Origin of the sequence: Bradyrhizobium forestalis, from assembly GCF_002795245.1 — a bacterium.
Taxonomy (GTDB): domain Bacteria; phylum Pseudomonadota; class Alphaproteobacteria; order Rhizobiales; family Xanthobacteraceae; genus Bradyrhizobium; species Bradyrhizobium forestalis.
In genome coordinates this window covers 16,837-42,949 of sequence record NZ_PGVG01000043.1, presented here as the reverse complement: position 1 = coordinate 42,949, position 26,113 = coordinate 16,837, and the positions used below count along the sequence as shown (strand labels likewise).

19 protein-coding genes are annotated in these 26,113 nt (G+C 65.3%); 8 read left to right on the top strand and 11 right to left on the bottom strand.

Annotation, left to right across the window (positions count from 1 at the left end):
* Positions 1 to 75 precede the first annotated feature (75 nt).
* The 3 genes from CVM73_RS32800 to CVM73_RS32790 are packed head-to-tail and all read left to right on the top strand — an operon-like array spanning position 76 to position 2,968.
* A complete protein-coding gene (locus CVM73_RS32800) occupies positions 76 to 969 on the top strand; it encodes an ABC transporter permease (protein ID WP_100235909.1) in 894 nt (297 codons plus the stop codon).
* Complete coding sequence (locus CVM73_RS32795) at positions 969 to 1,976, top strand: ABC transporter ATP-binding protein (RefSeq protein ID WP_100235908.1); 1,008 nt, start codon at positions 969 to 971, stop codon at positions 1,974 to 1,976. The genes CVM73_RS32800 and CVM73_RS32795 overlap by 1 nt, the downstream gene beginning before the upstream one ends.
* On the top strand, positions 1,973 to 2,968 hold the full coding sequence (locus CVM73_RS32790) for an ABC transporter ATP-binding protein (RefSeq protein WP_100235907.1): 996 nt from the start codon (positions 1,973 to 1,975) through the stop codon (positions 2,966 to 2,968). Before CVM73_RS32795 ends, CVM73_RS32790 begins: the two co-directional genes overlap by 4 nt.
* A gap of 139 nt (positions 2,969 to 3,107) precedes the next feature.
* On the opposite strand, the gene CVM73_RS32785 is transcribed toward CVM73_RS32790, so the two are convergent.
* From CVM73_RS32785 to CVM73_RS32755, 7 genes are all read right to left on the bottom strand, one after another.
* Positions 3,108 to 5,084, bottom strand: a complete 1,977-nt coding sequence (locus tag CVM73_RS32785; RefSeq protein WP_100235906.1) for an acetyl/propionyl/methylcrotonyl-CoA carboxylase subunit alpha — start codon at positions 5,082 to 5,084, stop codon at positions 3,108 to 3,110.
* A complete protein-coding gene (locus tag CVM73_RS32780) occupies positions 5,081 to 6,697 on the bottom strand; it encodes an acyl-CoA carboxylase subunit beta (RefSeq protein WP_100235905.1) in 1,617 nt (538 codons plus the stop codon). The genes CVM73_RS32785 and CVM73_RS32780 overlap by 4 nt, the downstream gene beginning before the upstream one ends.
* A gap of 122 nt (positions 6,698 to 6,819) precedes the next feature.
* Positions 6,820 to 7,686 carry a beta-keto acid cleavage family enzyme gene (locus tag CVM73_RS32775; protein WP_100235904.1) on the bottom strand — a complete coding sequence of 289 codons (867 nt, stop codon included), beginning with the start codon at positions 7,684 to 7,686 and terminating at the stop codon, positions 6,820 to 6,822.
* A 232-nt stretch (positions 7,687 to 7,918) separates the two neighbouring features.
* Complete coding sequence (locus CVM73_RS32770; RefSeq protein WP_100235903.1) at positions 7,919 to 8,719, bottom strand: AraC family transcriptional regulator; 801 nt, start codon at positions 8,717 to 8,719, stop codon at positions 7,919 to 7,921.
* Positions 8,720 to 8,924: 205 nt separating this feature from the next.
* The gene (locus tag CVM73_RS32765; RefSeq protein WP_100235902.1) at positions 8,925 to 9,581 is read right to left on the bottom strand and encodes a glutathione S-transferase family protein; all 657 of its coding nucleotides are present in this window, start codon (positions 9,579 to 9,581) and stop codon (positions 8,925 to 8,927) included.
* Positions 9,581 to 10,744, bottom strand: coding sequence for an acyl-CoA dehydrogenase family protein (locus CVM73_RS32760; protein WP_100235901.1), 1,164 nt, complete (start codon positions 10,742 to 10,744; stop codon positions 9,581 to 9,583). The genes CVM73_RS32765 and CVM73_RS32760 overlap by 1 nt, the downstream gene beginning before the upstream one ends.
* Before the next feature lie 125 nt (positions 10,745 to 10,869).
* The gene (locus tag CVM73_RS32755; protein WP_167407187.1) at positions 10,870 to 12,006 is read right to left on the bottom strand and encodes an acyl-CoA dehydrogenase family protein; all 1,137 of its coding nucleotides are present in this window, start codon (positions 12,004 to 12,006) and stop codon (positions 10,870 to 10,872) included.
* A gap of 267 nt (positions 12,007 to 12,273) precedes the next feature.
* Between CVM73_RS32755 and CVM73_RS32750 the strand changes: the two genes are divergently transcribed.
* Positions 12,274 to 13,824 (top strand): acyl-CoA synthetase, encoded by a 1,551-nt coding sequence (locus CVM73_RS32750; protein ID WP_167407186.1) that lies wholly within the window; start codon positions 12,274 to 12,276, stop codon positions 13,822 to 13,824.
* Between the two features lie 78 nt (positions 13,825 to 13,902).
* Here CVM73_RS32750 and CVM73_RS32745 read toward each other — a convergent pair whose 3' ends face one another.
* Positions 13,903 to 14,673 carry a helix-turn-helix transcriptional regulator gene (locus CVM73_RS32745; RefSeq protein WP_100235899.1) on the bottom strand — a complete coding sequence of 257 codons (771 nt, stop codon included), beginning with the start codon at positions 14,671 to 14,673 and terminating at the stop codon, positions 13,903 to 13,905.
* Positions 14,674 to 14,861: 188 nt separating this feature from the next.
* On the opposite strand from CVM73_RS32745, the gene CVM73_RS32740 reads away from it, so the two are divergent.
* The 4 genes from CVM73_RS32740 (at position 14,862) to CVM73_RS32720 (ending at position 21,208) form a co-directional block, all read left to right on the top strand.
* Complete coding sequence (locus tag CVM73_RS32740) at positions 14,862 to 17,123, top strand: marine proteobacterial sortase target protein (protein ID WP_100235898.1); 2,262 nt, start codon at positions 14,862 to 14,864, stop codon at positions 17,121 to 17,123.
* A gap of 200 nt (positions 17,124 to 17,323) precedes the next feature.
* Positions 17,324 to 17,893: a class GN sortase gene (locus CVM73_RS32730; RefSeq protein WP_100235897.1), complete on the top strand. Its 570-nt coding sequence runs from the start codon at positions 17,324 to 17,326 to the stop codon at positions 17,891 to 17,893.
* A gap of 140 nt (positions 17,894 to 18,033) precedes the next feature.
* Positions 18,034 to 20,250, top strand: coding sequence for an acetate--CoA ligase family protein (locus CVM73_RS32725; protein ID WP_100235896.1), 2,217 nt, complete (start codon positions 18,034 to 18,036; stop codon positions 20,248 to 20,250).
* A 127-nt stretch (positions 20,251 to 20,377) separates the two neighbouring features.
* Positions 20,378 to 21,208, top strand: coding sequence for an MlaD family protein (locus CVM73_RS32720; RefSeq protein WP_100235895.1), 831 nt, complete (start codon positions 20,378 to 20,380; stop codon positions 21,206 to 21,208).
* Between the two features lie 73 nt (positions 21,209 to 21,281).
* Here CVM73_RS32720 and CVM73_RS32715 read toward each other — a convergent pair whose 3' ends face one another.
* The 3 genes from CVM73_RS32715 to CVM73_RS32705 all read right to left on the bottom strand — a co-directional run bounded on the left by CVM73_RS32715 (position 21,282) and on the right by CVM73_RS32705 (position 26,087).
* Complete coding sequence (locus CVM73_RS32715) at positions 21,282 to 24,410, bottom strand: autotransporter outer membrane beta-barrel domain-containing protein (RefSeq protein WP_100235894.1); 3,129 nt, start codon at positions 24,408 to 24,410, stop codon at positions 21,282 to 21,284.
* Between the two features lie 213 nt (positions 24,411 to 24,623).
* Complete coding sequence (locus CVM73_RS32710; protein ID WP_100235893.1) at positions 24,624 to 25,664, bottom strand: aliphatic amidase; 1,041 nt, start codon at positions 25,662 to 25,664, stop codon at positions 24,624 to 24,626.
* Positions 25,665 to 25,709: 45 nt separating this feature from the next.
* On the bottom strand, positions 25,710 to 26,087 hold the full coding sequence (locus CVM73_RS32705) for an FmdB family zinc ribbon protein (RefSeq protein ID WP_100235925.1): 378 nt from the start codon (positions 26,085 to 26,087) through the stop codon (positions 25,710 to 25,712).
* Positions 26,088 to 26,113 lie beyond the last annotated feature (26 nt).

Below are 26,113 nucleotides of genomic sequence, written 5' to 3'. Positions count from 1 at the left end.
CTGAGCCCCCTCACCCGGCGCTATGCGCCGACCCCTCCCCGATGGGGAGAGGTTCATCTCCCTGCGGAGCCTCACATGGCCGCGATCGACTTCGACGTTGAACTGAGGCGGGCCGGCGCGCATGCGACCGGGGGCTGGCGGCGCGTGCTGTTCATGGCGCAGCGGCACGTGCTTGGCGCGGCCGGGCTCGTCATCATGACACTGTTCGTGCTGACGGCGATCTTCGCCGACGTCATCGCGCGCTATGATCCGCTCACGGTCGATTCCGCTCGCGCGCTGGCGCGCCCGAGCCTGGCGCACTGGATGGGAACCGATTCCTTCGGCCGCGACGTGTTCAGCCGCATCATCCACGGTGCGCGGATCTCGCTCGCGGTCGGGCTTGGCTCGACCGCGCTCGGCGGCACCATCGGTGTGGTCGTCGGCCTCACCTCCGGCTATCTCTCGGGCTGGGTCGATCTCGTATTCCAGCGCGTCTCCGACGTTCTCCAGGCGCTGCCATTATTGGTGCTGGCCTTGGTGATGACCGCTGCGCTGGGGCCGTCGCTGCCCAACGTGATCCTCGCCATCGCCATTCCGCTGATCCCGACGGTCGCGCGCGTCATCCGCGCCAATACGCTGGCGCTGCGCGAGCAGCCCTTCGTCGAGGCCGCCAAGTCGATCGGGATGAGCGAGATGCGGATCGCGCTGCGCCACGTGCTGCCGAACACGCTGGCGCCGCTGATCGTGCTCGCCACCGCACAGCTCGGCTCGACCATCCTCACCGAAGCCTCGCTGTCCTTCCTCGGCCTCGGCATTCCCGAGCCCTATCCGTCATGGGGGCGCATGCTATCCGAATCCGCCGCCGAATATGTCCGCACCGCGCCGTGGCTCGTGATCTTCCCGGGCATCGCGATCAGCCTCGCCGTATTCGGCGCCAATTTGTTCGGTGACGCCCTGCGCGACATCCTGGATCCGAGGCAGCGCGGCTGATGGCGGACAAATCCGATCTCGTGCTCGATGTGAAGAACCTGAAGACGGTGTTCTTCACCAATTCCGGCCTGTTCAAGGCCGTCGACGACCTCTCGTTCAGCGTGAAGCGTGGCGAGACGCTGGCGATTGTCGGCGAATCCGGCTGCGGCAAGAGCGTGACCGCGCTGTCCTTGATGCGGCTCGTGCCCGATCCGCCCGGCCGCATCGTCGGCGGCTCCGTCTCGCTCGAAGGCACCGACCTGCTGGCGCTGGATGAAGCGCAGATGCGCGCGGTCAGGGGCAACCGCATCTCCATGATCTTCCAGGAGCCGATGACCTCGCTCAATCCGGTGATGCGGATCGGCGACCAGATCGTCGAGGCCGTGCGGTTGCACCGGAACATCCCGGCGAAGGAAGCGCGGGACATCGCGGTCGAGATGCTGCGGCTGGTGCGCATCCCCGAACCGGCGCGGCGCGCGCGCGAATATCCACACCAGCTGTCCGGCGGCATGCGGCAGCGGGCGATGATCGCAATGGCACTGGCCTGCCGGCCGGCGCTGCTGATCGCCGACGAGCCGACCACGGCGCTCGACGTCACCATCCAGGCGCAGATCCTGGCGCTGATCCTCGATCTGCAGAAGGAGCTCGGCACCGGCCTCGTGCTGATCACGCACGATCTCGGCGTCGTCGCGCAGACCGCGCAGCGCGTGATCGTGATGTATGCGGGGCGAAAGGTCGAGGAGGCCAGTGTCGAAGCGCTGTTCGCTTCGCCAAAGCACCCCTATACGCGCGGGCTGATGGCCTCGATCCCGGCCGTCCCCGCATCCGGTGTCCCCGCGCAGGCGCGGCTGAACGAAATCCCCGGCACGGTGCCCTCACTGGTGCGGCTGCCGAAGGGCTGCGCTTTCGCGCCGCGCTGCAAGCTCGCCATCAAGCGTTGCGAGGCCGAATATCCACCGCTGGCGGATTGGGGCGGCGGCCATCTCGCGGCCTGCTGGCGCGCGGAAGAAGTCGCGGAGGTGGCATGACCGCGGCGCTGCTCGAAGTCACCGACCTCAAGAAGCACTATCCGGTACGCGCCGGCGTGCTGCGCCGGCAGGTCGGCACTGTGCATGCGGTCGACGGCGTTTCGTTCGCGCTTGGAATCGGTGAGACGCTCGGCCTCGTCGGCGAATCCGGCTGCGGAAAGTCCACGGTGGCGCGCAGCGTGCTGCGGCTGGTCGAGCCGACCTCGGGCCAGATCCGTCTCGACGGCGAGGACATCACGCATCTTTCGAAAACGGCACTGCGGCCGCACCGCCGCTCGATGCAGATCGTGTTCCAGGACCCGTTCGCCTCGCTCAACCCGCGCATGACCGCGGGCGACATCGTCGGCGAGCCGCTGGCCGTGCATGGGCTCGCAAGCGGCAAGGAGCTGGAGACGCGGGTCGCAAGACTGTTCGAGCAGGTGGGGTTGCGGCCCGACCAGATGCGCAATTTCCCGCATCAATTCTCCGGCGGCCAGCGCCAGCGCATCTGCATCGCCCGCGCGCTGGCGCTGGAGCCGCGCCTGATCGTCTGCGACGAGCCGGTCTCCGCGCTCGACGTCTCGATCCAGGCGCAAGTGATCAACCTCCTGATCGACCTGCAACGCCAGCACGGCTTTTCCTACCTGTTCATCGCCCACGATCTGGCCGTGGTCGCCCATATCAGCCATCGCGTCGCTGTGATGTATCTCGGCCGGATCGTCGAGATCGCCGACAAGGACGAGCTGTTCCGCAATCCCCGGCATCCCTATACGCAGGCGCTGCTTGCCTCGGTGCCGATTGCCAATCCGCTGGCGAAGAAGCTCGCGCCGCTGGTTGACGGCGACGTGCCGAGCCCGGTCAATCCGCCGTCCGGCTGCGCCTTTCACACCCGCTGCCGGTTTGCGATGGAGCGATGCAAGACCGAGCGGCCGGCGCTGGTGGAGGCGAACGACGGACACCGGGTGGCGTGCTTGTTGAATGAAGGGACGGGGCGGCCAAACGCGATCCCGTAGGGTAGGCAAAGCGACGTGTCCGCCGTAGCTCGAAGAGCGAAGGCGGAAGCGTGCCCACCATCCCAAGCGCAACGCCCGCCACGATGGTGGGCACGGCGCTTCGCGTCTTTGCCCACCCTACGAGACTGCGCTCGCCGCGCTAATTCGCCCCGATCTCCACCACGATCCGTCCCGTGGTCACCTGCTCGCCCTCGGCAACGTCGATCGCGGCGACGACACCATCGATGCCCGCCTTGTGGACATGCTCCATCTTCATCGCTTCCAGCGTCAGCACCGGCTGGCCGGCGGTGACGCTGTCGCCCGGCTTGACCAGCACGGCGACGACGCGGCCGTTCATGGCGGCGCGGACCTTTCCGTCACCGCCATTGCTCGCCGCAGCCTTCGGCGCGGCCAGCGTGAGATCATTCACCACAAGCGGGATGCCGCGATGCTGGAGGTAGAGCCGATCAACATCGCGCAGGAATTTGGCGCTGTCCATCACGTCGTCATGCCGGAAGCGGATCGCATCGGCATCGAGCTGCTCGATCGCGAACCTGTCCCGACGGCCGCCAGTGGCGACGGTGTAGCTGCCGTCGCGTTCGCGCATGATGTCGAGCTCGTGCACGTGGCCGGCGATTTCGACTTTCGCCGGCAGCGGAAAGGTGGCGGCGAGGCTCCGCCCGCCCTGCCAAAGCGGCGCGCGCGGGTTGGTGACGTACAGCAGCAGACCCGCCAGCGCCGTGTCGAATGCCACGTCCGCACGCGATGCCAGCAGTTCGTCGCGATGTGTGCCGGTGAACGCCGTCGTCGCATCACCCTTGGCGAAGCCGGGATGACGCAGGCAGGACATCAGGAACGCCTGGTTCGTGGTCACGCCAAACGCCGTGAGCTGCTCCAGGCCGACGATCAGCCGCCCCCTCGCCTCCTCGCGATTCGCGCCATGGCTGATGATCTTGGCGATCATGGAATCGTAGAATGGCGGGATTTCCGAGCCCGACTGCAGCGCGTGCTCGACGCGGATGCTGTCGGGCACCTGCCAGCGCGCCATGCGGCCGGACTGCGGCATGAAATCCTGCGCGGCATCTTCCGAGCAAAGCCGCACCTCGATGGCGTGGCCGGAGAACTTGATGTCCTGCTGCTTGATCGGCAGCGGCTCGCCGCGCGCGACACGCAGCTGCAGCTCGACGAGATCGAGCCCCGTGATCGCCTCGGTCACGGGATGCTCGACCTGGAGGCGGGTGTTCATCTCCATGAAGTAGAACTCGCCGCGCGCGTCGAGCAGGAACTCCAGCGTGCCGGCACCCTCGTAACGCAGCGCCTTGACGGCGGCGACCGCGACCTCGCCCATCCTGGCGCGCAGCTCCGGCGTCACCGCGGGTGATGGCGCCTCCTCGATCAACTTCTGGTGCCGCCGCTGCACCGAGCAGTCGCGCTCGCCGAGATGGATGGCATTGCCGTGGCTGTCGCCGAACACCTGGATCTCGATGTGGCGCGGATTCTGGATGGCGCGTTCGAGGATGACGGTGGGGTCGCCGAACGCCGCCTTCGCCTCGGAACGCGCACTGCGCAGTGCATCGGGGAAGGATGCCGCCTCAGTGACGAGCCGCATGCCGCGGCCGCCGCCGCCGGCGACCGCCTTGATCATCACGGGGAAGCCGATCTTCTTGGCCTCCGCGAGCATGACCTCGTCACCCTGATCGAGACCCTGATAGCCGGGGACGATTGGCACGCCGGCCTTCCTCATGATCTCCTTGGCCCCGGCCTTGTTGCCCATGGCCTCGATCGCCTGCGGCGACGGGCCGATGAAGACGAGGCCCGCCTCCTTGCAAGCTTGCGCAAACTCCTCGTTCTCCGCCAGGAAGCCGTAGCCGGGGTGCGCGGCATCCGCGCCGCTGGCCTTGGCTGCCGCAATGATCGCGGGAATGTTGAGATAGGATTGCGCGGGCAACGCCTCGCCGATGTGCACGGCCTGGTCGGCCTGCTTGACGTGGAGCGCATCGCGATCCGCATCGGAATAGACCGCGACGACGCCAAGGCCGAGCTGCCGTGCGCTGCGCATCACGCGTAGCGCGATCTCGCCCCGATTGGCGATCAGGACCTTGAAGAACGGCCGGTGATGCACTGATCCGTTCCTCATGGGCGGGCCACCGAGAACTGCATGCGCTGAGGCGTGCGCGCATCGCCCTCGCGGCAGATCGCGAGCACTTCGGACAAGACCGCGCGGGTGTCGCGCGGATCGATCACGCCGTCGTCGAGCACGCGCGCGCTGGTCGAGAACACGTCCATCTGGCCATCGAACACGCCGATGATCTGCGCCTTCATCGCGTCGAGCTTGTCCTTCTCGATCGGCTTGCCGCGGCGGGCGGCAGCGGCCTCGGTCACGATCGCCATGGTCTCGGCCGCCTGCTCGCCGCCCATCACCGCCGTCTTGGCATTGGGCCAGGAGAAGCAGAAGCGCGGATGGAAGCCGCGGCCGCACATGCCGTAATTGCCGGCACCGAACGAGGCGCCGCAATAGATGGTGATCTGCGGCACCGTCGCCGAGGTCACCGCCTGGATCATCTTCGAGCCGTGCTTGATCATGCCGGCTTCTTCGTAGGATTTTCCGACCATGTAGCCGGTGGTGTTGTTCAGATAAAGCAGCGGCGTACGGGTCTGGCAGCAGGCCTGGATGAAGTGCGTCGCCTTGTTGGCGCCGGCCGGATCGAGCGGACCGTTGTTGGTGATGATGCCGATGGCCTGCCCTTCGATGCGGGCATGGCCGCAAACGGTGGCCGGGCCGTAATTCGGCGCCATCTCGGTGAAATCGGAATCGTCGACGATGCGCGCGATCACCTGCTTCATGTCGACCGGGCGCTTGTGATCCATCGGCATGATGCCGAGCAGCTCGTCCTGGTCGTAGCGCGGCGGCTTGAATGGCGAAGCCGTCCTGCCCGGCCGCTCCCATTCCATGGCCGCCATGATCTCGCGCGCGATGCGCAACGCGTCGCGATCGTCCTCGGCGAGATAATCTCCGAGGCCGGAGATTTGCGTATGCATCTCGGCGCCGCCGAGCTCCTCCTCGGTCGCGATCTCGCCGGTCGCGGCCTTCAGCAGCGGCGGTCCCGCGAGGAACGCTCGGGTGCGGCCGCGCACCATGACGATGTAGTCGGACAGGCCTGTCTGATACGCGCCGCCCGCAGTGGAGGAGCCGTGCGTGACGGTCACGACGGGAAGGCCCGCGGCCGAGAGCCGGGCGAGGTTGCGAAAGATGTTGCCGCCACGGACAAAATCCTCGACGCGGTAGCGCAGCAAATTGGCGACGGCACTTTCGACCAGCTGGACGTAAGGCAGCTTATTCTCCAGCGCGAGCTCCTGCACCCGCAGCGTCTTGCCGAGGCCGTAAGGCTGCAGCGCGCCGGCATCGATGCCGGAATCACTGGCGCTGACCATGCAGCGGATGCCCGAGACGAAGCCGATGCCGGCGATGACGCCGCCGCCGGGCACGCTCTTGCCCGGATCAGGCACGGCGAACATGTAGCCGGCGAGGGTCGACAGCTCGATGAAGGGCGCGCCGGGATCGAGCACCAGGGCGACGCGCTCGCGCGGCAGCAATTGCCCGCGCTTGTGGAAGCGGTCCTTGGCTGCGGCCGAGGCTGCACGCGTGCGCTCCTCCAGCGCGCGCATGCGATCGATCAGCGCGAGCATGCCATCACGGTTGGCGTGGTAGGCGGCGCTGCCGGGGGAAATGGTGTTTTCGAGAATGGACATGACAGACCTTGATCGTCATTCTGGGGCACGCGAAGCGTGAACTCTGGTGCGCAATTGCGCACCCGAGAATCTCGAGGTTCCGGGTTCGATGCTACGCATCGCCCCGGAACGACGGGGATGTTTCAGCGATTCGTCCCAAAGATCTTCCGCGCCTCTGCCGGCGATGCGATCTCGCGGCCCGCACGCCTCGCGCAGGCGGCGACCGCCTCGATCAGCTGGCCGTTCGACGTCACCTTCTTGCCGTCGGCGAGATAGAAGGTGTCTTCGAGACCGGTGCGCAAGTGGCCGCCGAGCTCGGCGCAGCGCTGGTGCAACGGCCAGATCTCTTCGCGGCCAATCGCTGTGACTTGCCAATGCGCCTCGGGGCGCTTCAGCTTGATCAGGATCGGCAGCAGCTCGGGATCAGCAGGCATGCCCGAGGCGACACCCATCACGAAATTATACTCGAGCGGGCCCTTGTACATGCCGACCTGGCGGTACATGCCGACGCAGCGAACGATGCCGACGTCGAAGCACTCGAACTCGGGGATCGTGCCGACCGCGTTCATGACGTCGAGATAGTCCTTCACCTTCTCGACCGCATTGTCGAACATCATCGGCGGCCAGGCCCAGGTGTTGTCGGCCTTCACTTTCAGATAGTTCAGCGAGCCGGCATTGCAGGCTGCGATCTCCGGCCTGGTTTCGCGGATGCACTCGAGAGCGCCAGAGTAGTTCGGCCCTGAGACGCCTGAAGTGTGGTTGATGACGACGCCGGGGCAAGCCTCGCGGATCGCCTGCTGGATCTCCTTGCTGACCGCGACCTCCCAGGACGGCAGATGCCCCTTGTTCGGCGCCTGCTGGCGCAGATGGATGTGCATGATGGACGCGCCGGCATCGAACGCAGCCTTGGCCTCGCGCGCCATCTGTTCGGGCGTCACAGGCACGTTGTGCTGCTTCGGGTCGGTGAGCACGCCATTCAGCGCGCAGGTGATGACGGCTTTGTCGCTCATGCAACTCATGTCTCGCACGTTGAGAATTCAACGCTTGCGATCATGTGACGCGCGACATGCGGCTTCTTGCGCGGAGAAGCTGAGAAAAACGACGACTTCGTAGGGTGGGTTAGCCGAAGGCGTAACCCACCACTGTCAATCTCCGTGGATGCAGAAGAGGTGGGTTACGCCGAGCAGATGCGCTTCGCGCATCTGCGGGGCTAACCCACCCTACGAAGCTACGAGAGCGGCGCTAACTCGCCTCCGCGAGCCGCACCGTCTCGGTGCTGCGATAGATCGCAAGGTCGCGCGAGCCGACGAAGATCGCGCGCGGCTTCAAGCCGTAGAAGCGGCGGATCGAGTGGCTGAAGTGGGTGCTGTCGGGATAGCCGATGTCCTGCGCGAGATGGGCGAGGTTGAGGTCCTGGTTGGCAAAGTGCAGCAGATGCCGCGCGCGCTTCCAGGCCCGGAAGGAGCGGAATGAGATGCCGGTCTCCTCCTTGAACAGATGCAGGAAGCGCGAGGCGGAGAGACCCGCTTCCGCAGCGCAGGTGTCCGCCGTCACCGGCTCGCCGGAGAAGCGCTCGATGCGGGCGACCGCGCGCATCACGCGGGGGTCGAGCACGCGGCGCGGCAGTGCCTCGCCAAAACACATCTCGTCGAACTCGGCGGTGGTGATGTCACCATAGCGGCGCTGGCGCAGCAGCGCGTAGGCGGCAAGGATCTTGCGGGCGTAGACGGCCCGGTCGAGCCCGGTCAGCCGCGCGGCCAAGGCCTCGATCACGCCATCCGGCATGCTTTCCGGCTCCAGAGTCACGCTGATCGCGGTGCGATAGTCGCTGGCGATGGAGTGCCGCTGGTTCGGCAGGGTGACGAACAACTCGCCGGTGGCGAGGACGTCGTCGATGGTCAGGTGCAGATTGCCCTTCACCGCCACATAAACGTGACAGCAACCGGGGGTCCGCTTGCGGGGGCGGCCCAGCAGGCCGGCATAGAACACCCGCTCCGGCGTGATCAGCATCAGATGGTCGGATTCGCGACCTTTATCTTCCATTGGGGGTCCTCCTCGCGCGGCTCTCTGGCCGCTGCGGACGAAGGTCACCTTAACGGAAATTTGGGCGCTGTCACGATGGGATAGCGCTGTCATCGGCCACAGTTCGTCATTCCGGGGCGCCCGAAGGGCGACCCCGGAATCCCGAGTTTGTGGCGCGAGGTTCCGGGTTCGCGCTTCGCGTGCCCCGGAACGACGGCAAAGCGACTTACGCCCTCACCCTCGGCGCAACGTTCTGCTCGACGCCGGCCTTTTGCTCAGCAGCAACGGCTCGCTTGAAGCCGTCGCGCTGCTGCAGGCGCGCCCAATAGGCCGCGACATTTGGCCCAAAATCCTTGGCGAGGCCGATACTGTCGGCGAGGCGCAGCGCATAGCCGATGACAATGTCAGCGGCAGTGAAGCGGTCCGCGCACAAGGTTTCAGCATTGGCCGTCGCTGCCTCGACCGCTCGCAGGCGCCCCAAGAACCATTTTGCGTAATCGGTCGCGACCTGCGGGTTGCGGCGCTCCTCCGGTTCGAGTTGGGTGTATCTAAGCACCAGCGTTTGCGGGAAGGTTAACGTGGCATCGCTGAAATACATCCAGTTCAGGAACGCGCCATAGGCGGGATCCTCCGGCCCAACCATCAGCGGTGTCGGCCCGTATGTGATACCGAGATAATGGCAGATGCCGGAGGACTCGGTCATCCTGGTCTCGCCGTCGATCAGGAAGGGGATGGTCCCGAGCGGATTGAGCGCAAGATAATCCTTGGCGAACACCCGCGGCGGGAACGGCAGCATCTTCAATTCATAAGGCAGCCCCATCTCCTCCAGCATCCAAAGCGGGCGGAACGAGCGCGCGGCGTCACAGTGATAGAGCGTGATCATCAGGCATTCCCTTTGCTGCCGGGCAGCGTACCCATCATCTTGCACAGGACCATCAGCATGACCTCGTCGGCACCGCCGCCGATCGAGGTCAGGCGGCTGTCGCGATAGGCGCGGCTGACCGGCGTCTCGTTGGTAAAGCCCATTCCGCCCCAATATTGCAAGCAGGCGTCGGTGAGCTCGCGGCCGAGCCGGCCGGCCTTCAGCTTGGCCATGGTCGCGAGCCTGGTCACGTCCTCGCCGGCAACCAGCTGCTCGGCGGCGCGATAAATCAGCGCGCGCAGCAGCTCGACCTCGGTCTGCATCTCCGCGAGCTTGAAGTGCACAACCTGGTTGTCGAGGATGCTCTGGCCAAAGGCCTTCCGATTGCGAGTGTACTCGATGGTCTGGTCGATGATGTATTCGTGCGCCTTCAAACAGGCCGCCGCGCCCCAGAGCCGCTCCTCCTGGAACTGGATCATCTGGTAGGTAAAACCCTTGCCTTCCTCGCCGATCCGGTTGCGCTTGGGTACGCGGACATTATCGAAGAAGATCTGCGCGGTGTCGGAGGAGCGCATGCCCATCTTGTCGAGCTTTCGCGCGACCGTGACGCCCTTGCTCTTCATGGGCACGCAGATCAGCGATTTGTTGCGGTGAACCGGCCCGTCACCGGTGTTGGCGAGCAGGCAGATCCAGTCGGCCTGCGTGCCGTTGGTGATCCACATCTTGCCGCCATTGATGACGTAATCGTCGCCGTCGGAGCGCGCCTGAGTCTTGATCGAGGCGACGTCGGAGCCGGCGCCGGGCTCGGAGACGCCGATGCAGGCGACGTAGTCGCCCGAAATCGACGGCGCCAGGAATTCACGCCGCACCTCGTCCGAGCCGAAGCGCGCCAGCGCCGGCGTCGCCATGTCGGTCTGCACCCCGATCGCCATCGGCACGCCGCCGCAGGTGATGGCGCCCAGCTCCTCCGCCATCATCAGCGCGTAGGAATAGTCGAGGCCGGAGCCGCCGAACTCGACCGGCTTGTTCAGCCCGAGGAAGCCGAGGCTGCCCATCTTCTTGAACAGCTCGTGCGCCGGGAAGATGTCGGCCTTCTCCCATTCATCGACATGAGGATTGATCTCGTTGGCGATGAACTTTTGCAGGGAGCGGCGGATGTCGTCGTGGTCGGCGGTGAACAGCATTTTTGTCCTCTCGTCATTCCGGGGCATCGCGAAGCGATGAGCCCGGAATCCATTTCTCTACAGTATCTGCCGCCCGATGGATTCCGGGTTCGACGCTTCGCGTCGCCCCGGAATGACGGTGATGGTCACAACCCCATCTGCCGCGACGCCAGATCCTTCATGATCTCCTCGGTGCCGCCGCCGATGGCGTTGACCTTGACCTCGCGATAGATGCGCTCGGCCTTGATGCCGCGCATGAAACCGGCGCCGCCGAAGATCTGCACGGCTTCCGAGGCACAGAACGCCATGGTCTGCGTCGCCTGATTCTTCATCATGCAGATCTCGGCGACCGGGCTTTCGCCCTGCTCGAGCCGCCAGGCCAGCATCTCCAGCATCGCTTGCGACGCCGCGACCTTCTGCGCCATGTCGACGATCTTGTGCCTGATGACCTGGTGCTGCGCGAGCGGCTTGCCGAAGGTCTTGCGCTCCTTGGCATAGGCGATCGCCTCATCGAGGCAGACGCGTGCAAAGGCGGTGCAGCTCGCGGCCATGCCCATGCGCTCGCTGTTGAAATTCTGCATGATGATCTTGAAGCCCTGCCCCTCCTCGCCGATCAGATTCTCGGCTGGCACGCGGCACTCGTCGAAATGCAAGGTCGCGGTGTCGGAGGCCCACCAGCCCATCTTCTTCAGCTTGGTCCGTGACAGGCCGGGCGTGTCGCCCTCGATCAGGAGCAGGCTGACGCCACCGGCGCCCTCGCCGCCGGTACGCACGGCAACGGTCAGATAATCGGCACGCATGCCTGACGTGATGAAGGTCTTCTCGCCGCTCACGACGTAGTGATCGCCGTCGCGCCGCGCCCGGGTGCGCAGGTTGGCGACATCGGAGCCGCCGCCCGGCTCGGTGATCGCGAGTGCGGAGATCTTCTCGCCGGAGAGCACCTGCGGCAGCACGCGTGCCTTCACCTCGGATCGCGCCGCGCGGGCGATCGGAGGCGAGCCAATGGTGTGGCTCATCAGGCTGGCGCTGACACCGCCGGCGCCGGCGCGCGCCAGTTCCTGGCTGGCGACGATCTTCATGAACTGGTCGGCGGCAATGCCGCCATATTCCTCGGGGAATCCAAGCCCGAGGAGGCCAATTTCGGCCGCCTTGCGGTAGACCTCGCGAGGGAATTCGCCGGCCTCGTCCCATTCATGGGCGAAAGGCGCGATCTCCTTATCGACGAAACGGCGCATGACGTCGCGGAAGGCGTCGTGCTCGGCAGTATAGAACGGGCTCTTCATTGCACTCTCGCCTTGTTGGCGGATTCGTCTCGTCCACCATGGCTGGAACATTTGCCGTTCACTTGCGCAGAGTGGCTGACTGAAGGAACCACGCCAGAGCAGCGCATATCCTAGCAACTCAACGCAAGACGATTTTCGCCCGTCGCAGGCCAACTCCGGATCAAAAAAGACGTGGTGCACAAACTCCGGCTGGCCCTCGCGGCCACGCCGGGCATGGTGCCCGGCAATCGGGCTATAGGCGGCACAAGACCGCCGAGGGAGGGATTTTTGGCCGTTCGCTACTACGACTGGATCGTCCACCATGGCCGCCGTACACCTGATAAGGTCGCGCTCATCGACCTCGCGAGCGAACGCCGCTTCACCTACTCGCAGCTCGATGCCCGCGTCTCGCGCCTCGCCTCGTTCCTGCGTCACACGCTGAAGGTCTCACGCGGCGACCGCGTCGCGGTGCTGGCGCTGAACACGACCGATACGCTGGAGGTGCAGTTCGCATGTGGCCGGCTAGGCGCCGTCTTCGTGCCGCTGAACACCCGACTCACGGTCCCCGAGCTCCAGTTCATCACCGCCGACTGCGCGCCGAAGGTGATGATCCACGATACGGACCTGGCGGAGACAGCGCTTAGCGTGGCGAAGCTCTGCAACATTGCAACCAGCCTGCTGCTCGGCCCCGGCGGATCCTATGAAGCCGGCATTGCCGCCGCAAAGCCGCTCGACCGCGCCGAAGAAGTCACGCTCGATGATATCTCGACCATCATGTACACGTCGGGCACCACGGGGCATCCGAAGGGCGCGACCATCACCCATGGCATGACGTTCTGGAATTGCGTCAATCTCGGCGGCCCCGCCTGCATCGGGCCATCGTCGGTGCTGCTCACCGTGCTGCCGCTGTTCCACACCGGTGGGCTCAATTGCTACACCAATCCGGTGCTGCACGCCGGCGGCACCGTGATGATCATGCGCGCCTTCGATCCCGGCACGGCGCTCGGCCTGATCAACGATCCCGCGCAGGGCATCAACGTGTTCTTCGGCGTGCCTGCGATCTACCAGTTCATGGCACAGCACCCGGCCTTTGCGACCACCGATCTCAGCCGGCTGATCGTCGGCGGTGTCGGCGGCGCGCCGATGCCGGTGCCGCTGCTCAAGGTCTGGGAGGCGCGCGGTGTGGCACTTCAGCAGGGCTACGGCATGACCGAGACCTCACCGGCCGTGCTGGTGCTCGATCGCGAGGACGCGGCGCGCAAGGCCGGCTCCGCCGGCAAGCCGGTGCTGCACACCGAGGTGCGCATCGTTCGCCCCGATGGCACCGACGCCGACGTCGGCGAGCTCGGCGAGCTCTGGGTCAAGGGTCCCAACATCACCCCGGGCTACTGGAACAGGCCGGAGGCGAATAAGACGTCCTTTACCGACGGCTGGCTGCACACCGGCGACGCCACACGCGTCGACGAGGAAGGTTTTTACTACATCGTCGATCGCTGGAAGGACATGTACATTTCCGGCGGCGAGAACGTCTATCCGGCCGAGGTCGAGAACGTCCTGCACCAGCTCGCGGCCATCGCGGAAGCCGCCGTGATCGGCATTCCCGATCCGCAATGGGGTGAGGTCGGCCTTGCCATCGTGGCCATGAAGCCCGGCCAGAAGCTGACCGAGGCCGAGGTCCTCGCCCATTGCGCGGCCAATCTGGCGCGCTTCAAATGCCCGCGCCAGATCCGCTTCGTCGATGCGCTGCCGCGCAACGCCACCGGCAAGATCCACAAGCCGACCTTGCGCAAGGAGTTCTCGGTGGCCTCCGAAGTAGACAAGAAGGCCGCCAACGCCTGATCGAAGCGCCCCTCGCGGGCGCTTTGTTGAGGTGCCTCTCTTGAAGTGCCTGCCCACCCCGCGACAACGACTCCCTGCCTAGCCAGGCAGGAACAGCGCGAAGGGCTCCTCTACGGTGCGCCGCAGATGCTTTCGATACAAGGCATGGTTGGCATCGTCCGGCGCAACCCGTCCCAAGGACGGTTTTGGAATATTCCTGAGCGGCACATAGGCAATCGGCGCAGCGATCGGCGTGAGCTGCGAGCCAGGCCCGGCGCGGAGCGTCGAGATGATGCCGTACATCTCGCCGGAAACCGTCGGCCGCGACACCGTGATCACGCGATGCTGGCCGTGCTTGATGATGACGAGGTAGATAAAGCCGGACTGATGGGGGACGGCGACCTCGCCGGTATGCTCGTAGGCGGCATCAGTCCGATCGCCCTCCCGAAAGACCAGCGACGAGACCTTCGGCTCCCAGACGATCTCGGTGCGATAGGCGAAGATCGCATCCTTGTCGCCGAACGACGGCCGCAAGGTGATGTACACGTCCTCGAGCCAGGTGACGGCGCGATGCGCATAGGAGCCGAGGCTGTCGGGCGCGACATCGTTTGCGGCCGGAGGTGTCGCCATGACGACGCTTTTACGTAAGGAGACACCGAGCGCCTGCTCCAGCCGGACTGTCGTCGCTAGCGTGAACGGGCGGCGTCCACCGAGCACCTTCTCCAGCGTCGACAGGCTGAGCTTGGCCTGCTCGGCGAGCGCCTGCCGAGAGATGCGACGTCTGGCGAGCTCCTCGCGAATGGTCTCTGCGATCTCACGGCTTTGCTCGTCCGAGAGCTGCCTGTCGGGGAGTCTGTCCTGTGTCTGCATCGTTAACCCTGCTCCAGCAGCGACATTCTAGCAGGCCGGACAAACCAGCACAAAACCGCACATGGCCGCCCCGGCGGAGCCAAGTCCGGGCCGGCCGCGGCGGAACATTGCCGATCATTCTGCTCGCGAAATCAGCTCCTCCCGGCGAATGCTCAGAGCCAGCAAACGTCCCTCCGGGAGCTGGCCAAATGAACACCTACGACACAGCCGACAGTGACGAGCATCCCATGTTGAGCCGGCTGATCAAGCTCGGATTGTTTCTTCTCGCGCAGGGCATCGCGGTGATGCTTATGGCCTTCGTGGCCCTGCTCGTCAGCTTCGGGACGAGTTGGTCGGCAACGACCGAGCAGGCCGGTCTGCTCCAGCCCGGCGATGCACGGTCCGGTACGCTGCTCCTGAAGGACGACGGCGCCATCACCGAGGCGATCCGACTCGGTATCGACGTCGACATCACTGTCTCCGGCCCAACGCTGCGCGCCCGGGTCACTCAGGTCTTCCGCAACCCGAGCAAGGATTGGGTCGAAGCCACCTATGTCTATCCGCTCGCGACCGGCGGCGCCGTCGATACGCTGAAGATGGTGGTCGGCGACCGCGTCATCATCGGCGACATCAAGGAGCGGCAGCAGGCCCGCGTGATCTACGAGGAGGCGCGCCGCGCCGGCCAGAAGGCCGCGCTCACCGAGCAGGAACGGCCGAATATCTTCACCAACTCGGTCGCCAATATCGGTCCCGGCGAGACCGTGCTGGTGCAGATCGAATATCAGGAGCCGGTGCATCAATCCGGCAACGAATATTCGTTGCGCCTGCCGCTCGTGGTCGGACCGCGCTACAATCCGGCGCCGATCGTGCAGAGCGTCGAATTCCGCAAGGACGGCTCGGGCTGGGGCGCAGCAACGTCCGACCCGGTACCGGATCGCGACCGCATCTCGCCGCCAGTGCTGGACCCCGCAAAGAACGCGCCGGTCAATCCGACCAGCATCACGGTGCGCCTGAAGGCCGGCTTTGCGCTCGGCGAGGTCAAGAGCCACCACCACAACGTCAAAGTCGAAAGCCCTGATAACACGACACGCGTGGTCACCCTCGCCGACGGCGCAGTTCCCGCCGACCGCGATTTCGAGCTGAGCTGGAAGCCCGCCGCTGCGAAGGCGCCGTCGGTCGGCTTGTTCAGCGAACGCGTCGGCGATGCCGATTATTTGCTCGCCTTCGTCACCCCGCCAAGCGCCGAGCAGGCGACGCAGAAGCCGTTGCCGCGCGAGGTCGTGTTCGTGATCGACAATTCCGGTTCGATGGGAGGCACCTCCATCGTTCAGGCCAAGGCGAGCCTGCTTTATGCCCTCGGCCGCCTCCAGCCGGATGACCGCTTCAACGTGATCCGTTTCGACGACACCATGGACGTGCTGTTTCCGGCCTCCGTGCCGGCGGACGCCGCGCATGTCAGGGAGGCAACTTCGTTCGTCCGCGCGTTACAGGCGCGCGGCGGCACCGAGATGGTGCCGGCGATGCGTGCGGCGCTCACCGACAAGCTCGCTGACAGCAGCATGGTTCGCCAGGTCGTGTTCCTGACCGACGGCGCGATCGGTAACGAGCAGGAATTGTTCGAAGCGATCACGACGATGCGCGGCCGCTCGCGCGTGTTCATGGTCGGCATCGGGTCGGCGCCCAACACCTATCTGATGACGCGTGCCGCCGAGCTCGGCCGCGGTGCCTTCACCCATATCGGCTCCGTCGAACAGGTCGAGGAGCGCATGCGCGGCCTGTTCGCCAAGCTGGAAAATCCGGCCGTGACCGGCCTCACCGCAAAATTCTCAGAGGCGACGGCCGATGTCACCCCGGCGATCATCCCCGACGTCTATCGCGACGAACCGCTGGTGCTGGCGGCGAAGCTCGACAAGCTCGCGGGCTCGCTCGAGATCAAGGGGCGCGTCGGCGACCGTCCGTGGTCGGTGACACTGCCGCTGCAAGACGCCGCCGAAGGCAAGGGCCTGTCAAAGCTCTGGGCCAAGCGCAAGATCGGCGACGCTGAAGTCGCGCGCACGCTGCGCGAGATGACGCCGGAGGACGCCGACAAGACGATTCTCGCGCTGGCGCTCGACCATCAGATCGTCACGCGGCTGACCAGTCTCGTCGCCGTGGACAAGACGCCGAGCCGTCCCGAGGGCGCGCCGCTCAAGCTCAGCGAACTGCCGATCAACCTGCCCGCCGGTTGGGACTTCGAGAAGGTGTTCGGCGAGCGACCGCAGGTACCTGCGCAGCTGCGCGAACGTCATGCCGATGCACGCAATCAGCCGACGACGCGACGGCCGACGCCTGCTGCGCCGGACGCGATCCGCCTGCCCAAGACTGCAACTTCGGCCGAGCTGAAGATGATCGCAGGCCTGATCCTGATCGTGCTCGCCCTGATCTTGTTCGTGTTCAACCGGCGTCGGCCCTTGCTCACTGACGCCGCTTGAGAGAGGAGCAACCCCGAACTCCTCTGCTTCAGCGCGCGCGGCTGCCCGTCCCATACCAACGGCCGCGCGCGCCTTTTTGGGATGTCATTCCGGGGCGATGCAAAGCATCGAGCTACGGTGCGCAGTTGCGCACCTGAGAATCTCGAGATTCCGGGTTCGGCCCTACGAGCCGCCCCGGAATGACCAACAAAGAGATACAGATGCCCCGCCTCATCTCTCCCCTGGTATTGGCGCTGATCGGCCTCATCCTGTTCGGCGATGGCGCCTACATCCAGGCCAAGGCATGGCTGGCGCAGGTGCTGCTGGAGCGGGCGTTTGACCGAAGCATCGCGACGGGACAGGCGGTCAAGCCGTGGTCGTGGGCCGACACCTGGCCGGTCGCGCGGATCGAGGTCAAGCGGATCGGCGCCAGCGCCATCGTGCTGGAAGGTGCGAGCGGACAGGCGCTCGCTTTCGGACCCGGCCATGTCCAGCAAACGGCTGACGCGGGCGAACGCGGGATTGCCGTCTATGCCGCCCATCGCGACACGCATTTCCGCTTCCTGCGGAACGTTGCCATGGGTGACGTCATCGATGTCACACGCAGCGACAGTCGACATTTTCGCTATCGCGCGGATTCTTCGGCCGTGGTCCGTTTCGATGCATCCGGCATCGATCCCGCGGCACAGGGATTCGAGCTCATTCTCGCGACCTGCTGGCCGTTCGACGCCGTCACCTCCGGCCCCGAGCGCTACATCCTGCATGCAACATTGATTGGAGCCGACAGATAGATCGCCGATCGAACTACCACGCCCCGATGCGCACTTCATTCCACCACACGGCATGACACCCACATGGTTGCCACTCAGAAGGACTCGCCATAGAAGGGAGTGACGCGCCACCAAACAAGAACAACAGGTGAGGTCACGCCATGGAAGCCCATGTGTCTGCTGCGTCCGCGCTCCGTCCATGGTTTCCGCCGCCCGATGCCAGCGATATCGTCAAGGGCATCCACGCCATGTTGCACCCGCGCAACATCGTGCTGGTGGGCGCGACCGACAAACCCGGCAATTATGCCGAGCGCATCTGGAACAATCTGGTCAAATACGGTTTCGAAGGCGGGCTCTATCCGATCAACGCCAAACGCGAGAGCATCTGGGGCGTCACCTGCTACAAGGATTTCGCGAGCCTGCCGGAAACGCCCGATCACGTTCTGGTGCTGGTGCCGGCGCGCTTTGCCGTGCAGGTGATCCGCGACGCGGCTGCGGCCGGCGCGCGTTCGGCCACCATCGTCACCTCGGGCTTCAGCGAGTTGCAGGATGACGAGAGCCAGAAGCTCGCCGCCGAATTGCAGGCGGCGGTGCGCGAGACGGGACTTGCGGTCACTGGCCCGAATTGCCTCGGTAATTTGAGCGCCGGCGAAAAGCTCTTCACCAACATCGACGATCGCGTCGTCACCATGGAACAGGGCGCGGTGGCGATCGCCGGCCAATCCGGCGCCATCGTCATGGCGATCCGTCAGGCGCTGGAAGATCGGGGTGTCGGTGTCGGCTACATGGTGACGACAGGCAACGAGGCCGGGCTCGAGACGCCCGACCTCATGCGCTATTTCGCCGAGGATCCGAGCATCAAGGTGATCGTCGTCTATCTCGAAGGCGTGCGCAACACCAAGGCCTTCCGCGACGCCTGCAAGGCGGCGCGCGCCGCCAGCAAGCCCGTGATCGCGCTCAAGCTGGGGGCGTCAGAGGGTGGCCGCGCCGCTGCGATGGCGCATACCGGCGCGCTCGCAGGCTCGATCGAGACGTTCGACGCGATTGCGACGCGCGAAGGGGTGATCCGGGTCGGCGGCCTCGACGAGTTGATCGAGACCACCGAATGCTTCGTTCACTCTGCCGTTCCCAAAGGCGACCGGCTCGCCGCCGTCACGCTCTCCGGCGGCAAGCGCGGCATGCTGATCGACGCCTTCTATGCCGAAGGCCTGAACTTTGCGCCGCTGAGCCCGCATGTCAGCGCGGAACTGGCAAGAATGCTCGGGCCTGGATCGATCGTTGGCAATCCACTCGACGCCGGCTTTGCCGCGGTGGTCGATCCCTCCGTCTATATGAAATCGATCAAGCTGATGATCGACGATCCCGACATCGACATCGTCATCGTCGATGCCGAGCTGCCCAAGGCACCGCACGAGTTGCGCGAGCGCAATTTGCGCATCGTCAACGAGATGGCGAGCCGGGCTTCCAAGCCCGTGATCTATATCAGCGCGATGTCGATCGGCTTCACCGAGTTCACCAAGGGCTTGCGCAAATCGCTGCCGCATCTCGCGGTCATGCAGGGCATGGACCGCGCGGTGACCGCGATCAAGTCGCTGCTCGCCTATGCGAAGCTGCGCAAGGAGGTGCCCGACATCGTCTCGCGCTCGAAGCCCGCCGCACGCGCCGTGCTGGAAAAGACGCTGAAATCCGCGAACGGCGCCGCGCTCGACGAGGTCGCCTCGAAGACGCTGCTGAAGGCTTACGGCATCCCGATCTCGAAGGAAGCGATCGCGCAGACGGCGGCGGAGGCGGTGAAGATCGCGAAGCAGATCGGCTTCCCGGTCGTGGCAAAAGTCGTCAGCGCCGACATCCTGCACAAATCCGACATCGGCGGCGTAGTGCTGAACCTCAACAGCGTGGCCGAGGTGAAGAAGGCGTTCGCCGATATCACCGCGCGGGTGAAGAAGCTGAAGGGCAACCCGAAGCTGGACGGCATCCTGATCGCGCAGCAGGTCAAGGCCGATCTCGAGCTCGTGGTCGGTACCTCGCTCGATGCGGAGATGGGGCCGGTCGTGCTGTTCGGCACCGGCGGCATCGACATCGAGCTGATGAAGGACGTCGCCCTCGCCGGCGCACCGCTGGACGAGGCCGAAGCCCGGCTCCTGATCGGCCGCACCAAGGCCGGCATCAAGATGCGCGGCTATCGCGGCAGGCCGGCCTTGCACGAGACCTCGGCGGTGAAGGCGCTGGTCGGGCTCTCCAACCTGATCGCGGATGCCGGGGACCGGATCGCCTCGGTCGACGTTAACCCGTTCCTGATCAACAGCAAGACGGGCGTGGCCGTCGATGCCCTGATCGTGTTGAACAACGCCGCGGCAAAGCGTGCGGCCGGGCATTGACGTCGCGTTGGCGAGTTACGCTTCCGCCTTCGCTCTTCGAGCTTCGGCGGACAAGTCGTTAACCCGCCCGATGTACCATTGCGGGCTCCTTCCAACTTCCCCGCTTTGGTCGTAGAATCGTCTCTGCATGGCACGCGCGAGCAATCTGGTGATCGGAACGGCGACGCTAACGGCGATCGCCGTGGCGTTCGGCGGCCTGCTCGGCGTGCAGAAATGGCGTACGATCCAGAGCCGCAGCCAGTTGCGTGTGGTGTTCGAGGGCGGCTCCGCCAGCGGACTGCGCCGAGGTGGGCCGGTCAATTTCGACGGCGTTCCCGCCGGCCAGATCCTGTCGATCAAGCTGGATAGCCCGCGCAGGATCGTGGCGCTCGTCATGCTCGACAACACCGCGCCGATCCGCAAGGACACCGTGGCGGGCATCGAGTTCCAGGGCCTCACCGGCATTGCCGCGATCTCACTGATCGGCGGCGCCCCCTCCGCGCCGCCGGTGCCGCTGGACTCAGACGGCATCCCCGTGCTGACGGCCGATCTCAGCGACGCCGAATCCATCGTCGAAACCCTGCACAGTGTCGACCGCACGATCGTGAACAACGCCCCCGCGATCAAGGAGGGCCTGCACACGTTCGAGACCTACACCGCCGATCTCAGGAGCAAGGGCGGCGAAATCGACTCCGTCATGGCCAAGGTCGACAGCGCTTTCGCGGGCTTCGACAAGGCGGTCTCGAAGATCGAGGGGGTGGTGCCCGGCTTCGTCGATGGCAAGGCCGACGAGCTGTTCGAGAAGGTCAAGGGACTGCACGAGCTTGCCGGCACCATGAAGAAGAAGTCGGCGACCTACCTCGAAGACATCCGCCGCTCGCTGCTCGACGTCAGCGAGGCCGCTAACAAGATGGCCGGCACGCCCTCGCCCGCTGCCGCCCCGCGCCCGCCGCGCAACCCCGAGCAGAAGAAGCGGTGATGCTTACCCTCCCCTGGAGGGTCCCTGGAGGGGCAGGGGAGGATGGCAGTCCCGCCTGAGCCTGTAGGCGCGCCTACCACGCGTAGCGGACGACACCCTTGCCGGCATAGGACCGCGTGACGTTCGAGAATTCGCCTTCGAAGGTTGCCGACGCCGACCAGCCGTTCATCCAGTTCATCTGCACAGAGGCCGTGGTCAGCGCGGCATCGCGGGCCTGCGCGGCACCGTTCACGACGAACGCCGAACCCGGCAGCGTCTGGAATACCGCACCGACGGTGCGATCCGGATTGTAGTCGTGAGCCCAGGCGAGACGGCCGCGCAGGGTCATCAATCCGCCGGCCGCCGCAAATGACCTGTCGGCGCGCAGGCCGAGCTCGGTGCGGCTGCTGGTCACGTCCTTGGCGGCATAGTTGAGCGCAAAGGTGTTGTTGCCGACCACCGCGAACTCCGAATAGTTCGGCAGGCTGAACATGGTGGCCTGGAGCGCGGCATAAGGCGTGAGGCCGATCCACTGTGTGGCCTGGCGATAGCCGCCCTCGATCCGGCCCGAAACGGCATTGGCGGTGAACTGCGCCCGCAATTGATCAACGCCTGCGGCGGTGACGATGCGGTTTGTCGTGACATCCTGCCAGCCATAGGCAAGCGCGGCGGTGATATAGGCCGGTCCCGCCGTGTGCCGCACGAAAGCGCCGGCCTGGAACAGGTCGGAGCGCCCCCAGCCGAGCCCGTTGACGTTGAAGCCGGTGCCGCCGCCGGCCAGCGCAAAACCGGCGATCGTCGACGGCGAGAAGCGATAGTCGAGGCCGACGGCCGTACCGTAGACATTGCTGCTGGTGGTGTTGGAGCCGAGGGCAGTGTTGCCGTCGGTGGTCTGCGAGCCACCATAGCCGGCGGCCCACACGTCCCAGCGCTGCTCGAAGGTCGCAGGCGGCGCCTTGCGGTAGATCGAGGCGAAGGCGTCGCGCCCGCTTCTGTCACGCGCACTCCTGCCGGTCGCAGCATAGGCGCTCGCGTCATTCGCATACGGCGTCGCCCCAGGCGCACCGCTGCGCCCCGAACCGAACACATCGGTCAACAGACCGAGGAACAGGTTCATCGCGTTGAAGGTCGCCTGCTGCGATCCCGTGCCCGATTCGCCGGAAGCCTGCGTCAGACCGGCCGGCGAGAGATTGGCGAGCGCCACGGGAAGGCTGCCGGTGCTGTTGAAATGATTCGTCAGCACGTTGGCGACGTTCTGCTGATTGATGTTGAGACCGCCGCTATAGCCCAGCGCGAGGTCGAGATAGACGTTGTGGAGATCGGAGCTGAGCGTCGCGTGCAGGTTCGGCGACAGGCCCGCGACCACGGGATTGAACGTATCCGGCAGCGTCCCCGCATTCAGGATCGTGTAGTGCTTCGCGATCGAGCCGGTCGGGACGACGACGACTGTTGCACCACCGAGCGTCGCCGTGCCCGTGACGACCGCGAGGCCGTTGCTGGCACCCGAGACCTGCACCGTGTAGCTCGACGCCGACGTGAAGGTGAGGTCGCCGGACACGGTGAGCGTGCCGGTCGGATTGCCCGGCGCCAGCGTACCGCCATTGATGGTAGTGGTGCCGACCGTGCCGATGCCGCCGAAGGTGCCGCCAGCGGCAACACTCACGGTGCCGTTCATGGTGCCGGCGAGCAGAAGCGTGCCACCCAGCACGTTCCAGTCCTGATTGCCGGTGCCGGTCACGGTCCAAGTCGAGCTGTCGACCTTGTTGAAGGTCGAGAAGCCGTCATACTGGAGACCGCTGCCGATCAGGCCGAGGTCGAACGTGTCCCTGCCGGTGCCGCCGAGCTGGAACGTGTCGGTACCGGCACCCAGCACAGCACCGTTGATGACGCTCCCCGGGCCGAGCGTCAGCGTGTTCGGGCCGCAGCTGCAGAACTCGATTGCGGCCAGGCCGGCCGCGGCATTGATGATGCCCGAGTTGAAGACATTCGCCCCACCATTCAGGCTGATGCCGACACCACCAGCACCGACGGTGATGGTGCCGGTGTTGACGACCTGGTTGGTGGTGCTGGACGTGTTCACGTCGATGCCGAGGCCGGCGGCACCGACGACGATCGTGCCCGTGTTGGTGATGGTGTTGGAATCGCCGAAAACCACGAGGCCATCGGCAAAATCGGCACCCGTGATCCGCCCGCTGTTGGTGATCGTGCCAGACGAACCGGAATAGGCGATGCCGGCGCCGCCAACACCGACATTGATCGTGCCGCTCTGGCTGATCGTAGCCCGGTCGCCCTGCACCGAGATGCCGGCGGCCGCGCTGTCACCTGCGGTGATGGTGCCGCCGTTGGTCACCTTGGCATCGTCACCCCCCAGCACGGCAATGCCGACGCCGGAGTCGCCGGCCGTGATGGCGCCGAAATTGCTGGCGGTTTGACCGTTGCCCTGCATGAAGATGCCGGCGGCGTTCTGCCCGACCGTGATCCTGCCGGTGGCCGTGTTGGTGACCGTATTGTTGTTGCTGATCGCCAGGATACCGCCAGAGAAGCCCGAGGAATCCCCGACCGTGATCGCACCTGCGTTGGTCACGGTGGCGCCGGAAATGATGAAAATTCCGATCGAGTCGTCAGCCCCAGTGATCGTCCCCATCGCGGCATTGGTAATCGTGTTATTCTGGCCGGAGAACACACCCGCGCCTGACGCGCCGATCGACAGCGCGCCGCTGTTGGTGACGATGTTGTTGTCGCCGATCCGGATGGCGGCGCCGCTATCACCGGTCGTGATCGTTCCCGCATTGGCGATGACGTTGTTGTCGATCACAAGGATGCCGCTACCGTTGTCGAGCACCGTGATGCTGCCGCTGTTGGTCACCGTGTTCGAATTTGCGGCGGCGATGCCGATCAGTCCCGAACCTGCCGACAGGCTGCCATTGTTGGTGACCGTGCTCGAATTGTTGACGCCGATCGAGACCGTCCCGTTGTCGCTCACGGTCGCGCCGGAGAGCACATTGACATTGAGGCTGTCGACGCCACCCCCGGCTTGAAAGCCGTCCGCATCCGTGCCGCTGCAGGTGACGGTCTGGCCGCTGGTGGTCGGATCGGGTGCGCAGAGCGCGTTGGCCGGCGTCGCGCAAAGGCTGAGGCCGACGAAGACCGCCGATACGCCGGCGAGCGACGCAGCGACGGATCGGCGCAGTCGACCCTGCCGCCTCCACAGCCCCTCACTCACGCGACACCCCCATTCCCAGCAATTCCGCCGGGAACTTAGGCTATGACGAGGCTCCGTAGAACTACGGCGGCGCCGGAATGCGCCCGTTTGGCGCACAACCGAGGCAGAATCCGACTCCTATGTTGCAACCGCGCCACGGTTTTGCCGGGCCAATATTCTCATTCTGCGCATACAGGGTTCGCGCCCGTATCGCCCCGCGGCATCCGCGATGACTCAGTAGTTGCTCGCCGCTGCCCCATTGGGAATGCCGTCGATCGGGCACTCGTCGGTGCCCGGCGTCGAGCGGGTCATCGCCTCGACCATGTCGCGCGTGCCTTCGGGATCCTTGATCCAGTTCTTGTAGAAATCATACGGGCACGCCGCCACGCCGCGCGGGCTGTCGCCGGAGTTGATCATGCCGGTGTAACCGCGATGGACCAGCTTGTAGAGATGGTTCTGCGACTGACCGTTGCGGCGCGCGTCGCGGATCAGATGTTTCGACAGCTGGGCGTACTGGATGCCGTAATCCTCCTCGCCGCACTCGCCCAGGGTGCGGCCGTCGAAGCCGATGATCGCGGAGTGGCCGAAATAGGAATAGACGCCGTCGAAGCCGGCGGCATTGGCGACCGCGACATAGACGTTGTTGGCCCAGGCCATCGCCTTTGAGATCATGACCTGCTGCTCCTTGGCCGGATACATGTAGCCCTGGCAACGCACGATCAGCTCGGCGCCTTTCATGGCGCAGTCGCGCCAGATCTCCGGATAATTGCCGTCGTCGCAGATTATCAGGCTGACCTTGAGACCCTTCGGACCCTCGGAGACATAGGTGCAATTGCCGGGATACCAGCCCTCGATCGGCACCCACGGCATGATCTTGCGGTACTTCTGCACGATCTCACCCTTGTCGTTCATCAGGATCAGGGTGTTGTAGGGCGCCTTATGCGGATGCTCCTCGTGGCGCTCGCCGGTGAGCGAGAACACGCCCCACACCTTCGCCTTGCGGCAGGCCTCGGCGAAGATCGCGGTCTCCTCGCCCGGCACCACGGACGCCGTCTCGTACATCTCCTTGGAGTCGTACATGATGCCTTGCGTGGAATATTCCGGGAAGATCACAAGATCCATGCCGGGAAGCCCGACCTTCATGCCAACGATCATGTCGGCGATCTTGCGGGCGTTGTCGAGCACCTCGGCCTTGGTGTGCAGGCGGGGCATCTTGTAGTTGACCACCGCGACGCCGACCGTGTCGTTGCTGCTGGAAATATCGCCGTGAAGCATGTTGAGCGCTCCTGTCTTCTATTCGTGTGAGGTCATCGCGTGGTGTTAATGGCTGATCATCCAGGGCCGCGCCGTCGGGAAGCCCTTGGCGCCGCTCCTGGTCTTGGTCATCAGCCGCGCAGGCTTCTTCCTGTCCGTCGCGCCCGTGTCCTTGACGGTCTTGCCTGACGAGCAGCAGCCGCAGCCGGGGCCGTGCGAGGCCTTGTACTGCGCCAGCGTCTGCGGTGCGTGCGTGCTGCGCTCGTTGACGGCATGCGCCTTGCGCTTGTCCGCCGGCATGCAGAAGAAATTCGGCGCGGTCAGGATGACGCGGGGCGCCATGGTCTCGCAGTGCGGACAGCTTTGCGGATCGTCGCATTCCGCCATCGGGCGAAGGTCCTTGAATGGACCGCAGTCGTCACAGAGATATTCGTAGACCGGCATTTGCATCATCCCCACGCTATAGCTTC

What these genes read in the sequence shown, in the direction of transcription:
- CVM73_RS32800 (WP_100235909.1), top strand. Translation starts at nt 76, where the DNA reads ATGGCCGCGATCGACTTCGACGTTGAACTGAGGCGGGCCGGCGCGCAT.
- CVM73_RS32795 (WP_100235908.1), top strand. Translation starts at nt 969, where the DNA reads ATGGCGGACAAATCCGATCTCGTGCTCGATGTGAAGAACCTGAAGACG.
- CVM73_RS32790 (WP_100235907.1), top strand. Translation starts at nt 1,973, where the DNA reads ATGACCGCGGCGCTGCTCGAAGTCACCGACCTCAAGAAGCACTATCCG.
- CVM73_RS32785 (WP_100235906.1), bottom strand. Translation starts at nt 5,084, where the DNA reads ATGAGGAACGGATCAGTGCATCACCGGCCGTTCTTCAAGGTCCTGATC.
- CVM73_RS32780 (WP_100235905.1), bottom strand. Translation starts at nt 6,697, where the DNA reads ATGTCCATTCTCGAAAACACCATTTCCCCCGGCAGCGCCGCCTACCAC.
- CVM73_RS32775 (WP_100235904.1), bottom strand. Translation starts at nt 7,686, where the DNA reads ATGAGCGACAAAGCCGTCATCACCTGCGCGCTGAATGGCGTGCTCACC.
- CVM73_RS32770 (WP_100235903.1), bottom strand. Translation starts at nt 8,719, where the DNA reads ATGGAAGATAAAGGTCGCGAATCCGACCATCTGATGCTGATCACGCCG.
- CVM73_RS32765 (WP_100235902.1), bottom strand. Translation starts at nt 9,581, where the DNA reads ATGATCACGCTCTATCACTGTGACGCCGCGCGCTCGTTCCGCCCGCTT.
- CVM73_RS32760 (WP_100235901.1), bottom strand. Translation starts at nt 10,744, where the DNA reads ATGCTGTTCACCGCCGACCACGACGACATCCGCCGCTCCCTGCAAAAG.
- CVM73_RS32755 (WP_167407187.1), bottom strand. Translation starts at nt 12,006, where the DNA reads ATGAAGAGCCCGTTCTATACTGCCGAGCACGACGCCTTCCGCGACGTC.
- CVM73_RS32745 (WP_100235899.1), bottom strand. Translation starts at nt 14,673, where the DNA reads ATGCAGACACAGGACAGACTCCCCGACAGGCAGCTCTCGGACGAGCAA.
- CVM73_RS32740 (WP_100235898.1), top strand. Translation starts at nt 14,862, where the DNA reads ATGAACACCTACGACACAGCCGACAGTGACGAGCATCCCATGTTGAGC.
- CVM73_RS32730 (WP_100235897.1), top strand. Translation starts at nt 17,324, where the DNA reads ATGCCCCGCCTCATCTCTCCCCTGGTATTGGCGCTGATCGGCCTCATC.
- CVM73_RS32725 (WP_100235896.1), top strand. Translation starts at nt 18,034, where the DNA reads ATGGAAGCCCATGTGTCTGCTGCGTCCGCGCTCCGTCCATGGTTTCCG.
- CVM73_RS32720 (WP_100235895.1), top strand. Translation starts at nt 20,378, where the DNA reads ATGGCACGCGCGAGCAATCTGGTGATCGGAACGGCGACGCTAACGGCG.
- CVM73_RS32710 (WP_100235893.1), bottom strand. Translation starts at nt 25,664, where the DNA reads ATGCTTCACGGCGATATTTCCAGCAGCAACGACACGGTCGGCGTCGCG.
- CVM73_RS32705 (WP_100235925.1), bottom strand. Translation starts at nt 26,087, where the DNA reads ATGCCGGTCTACGAATATCTCTGTGACGACTGCGGTCCATTCAAGGAC.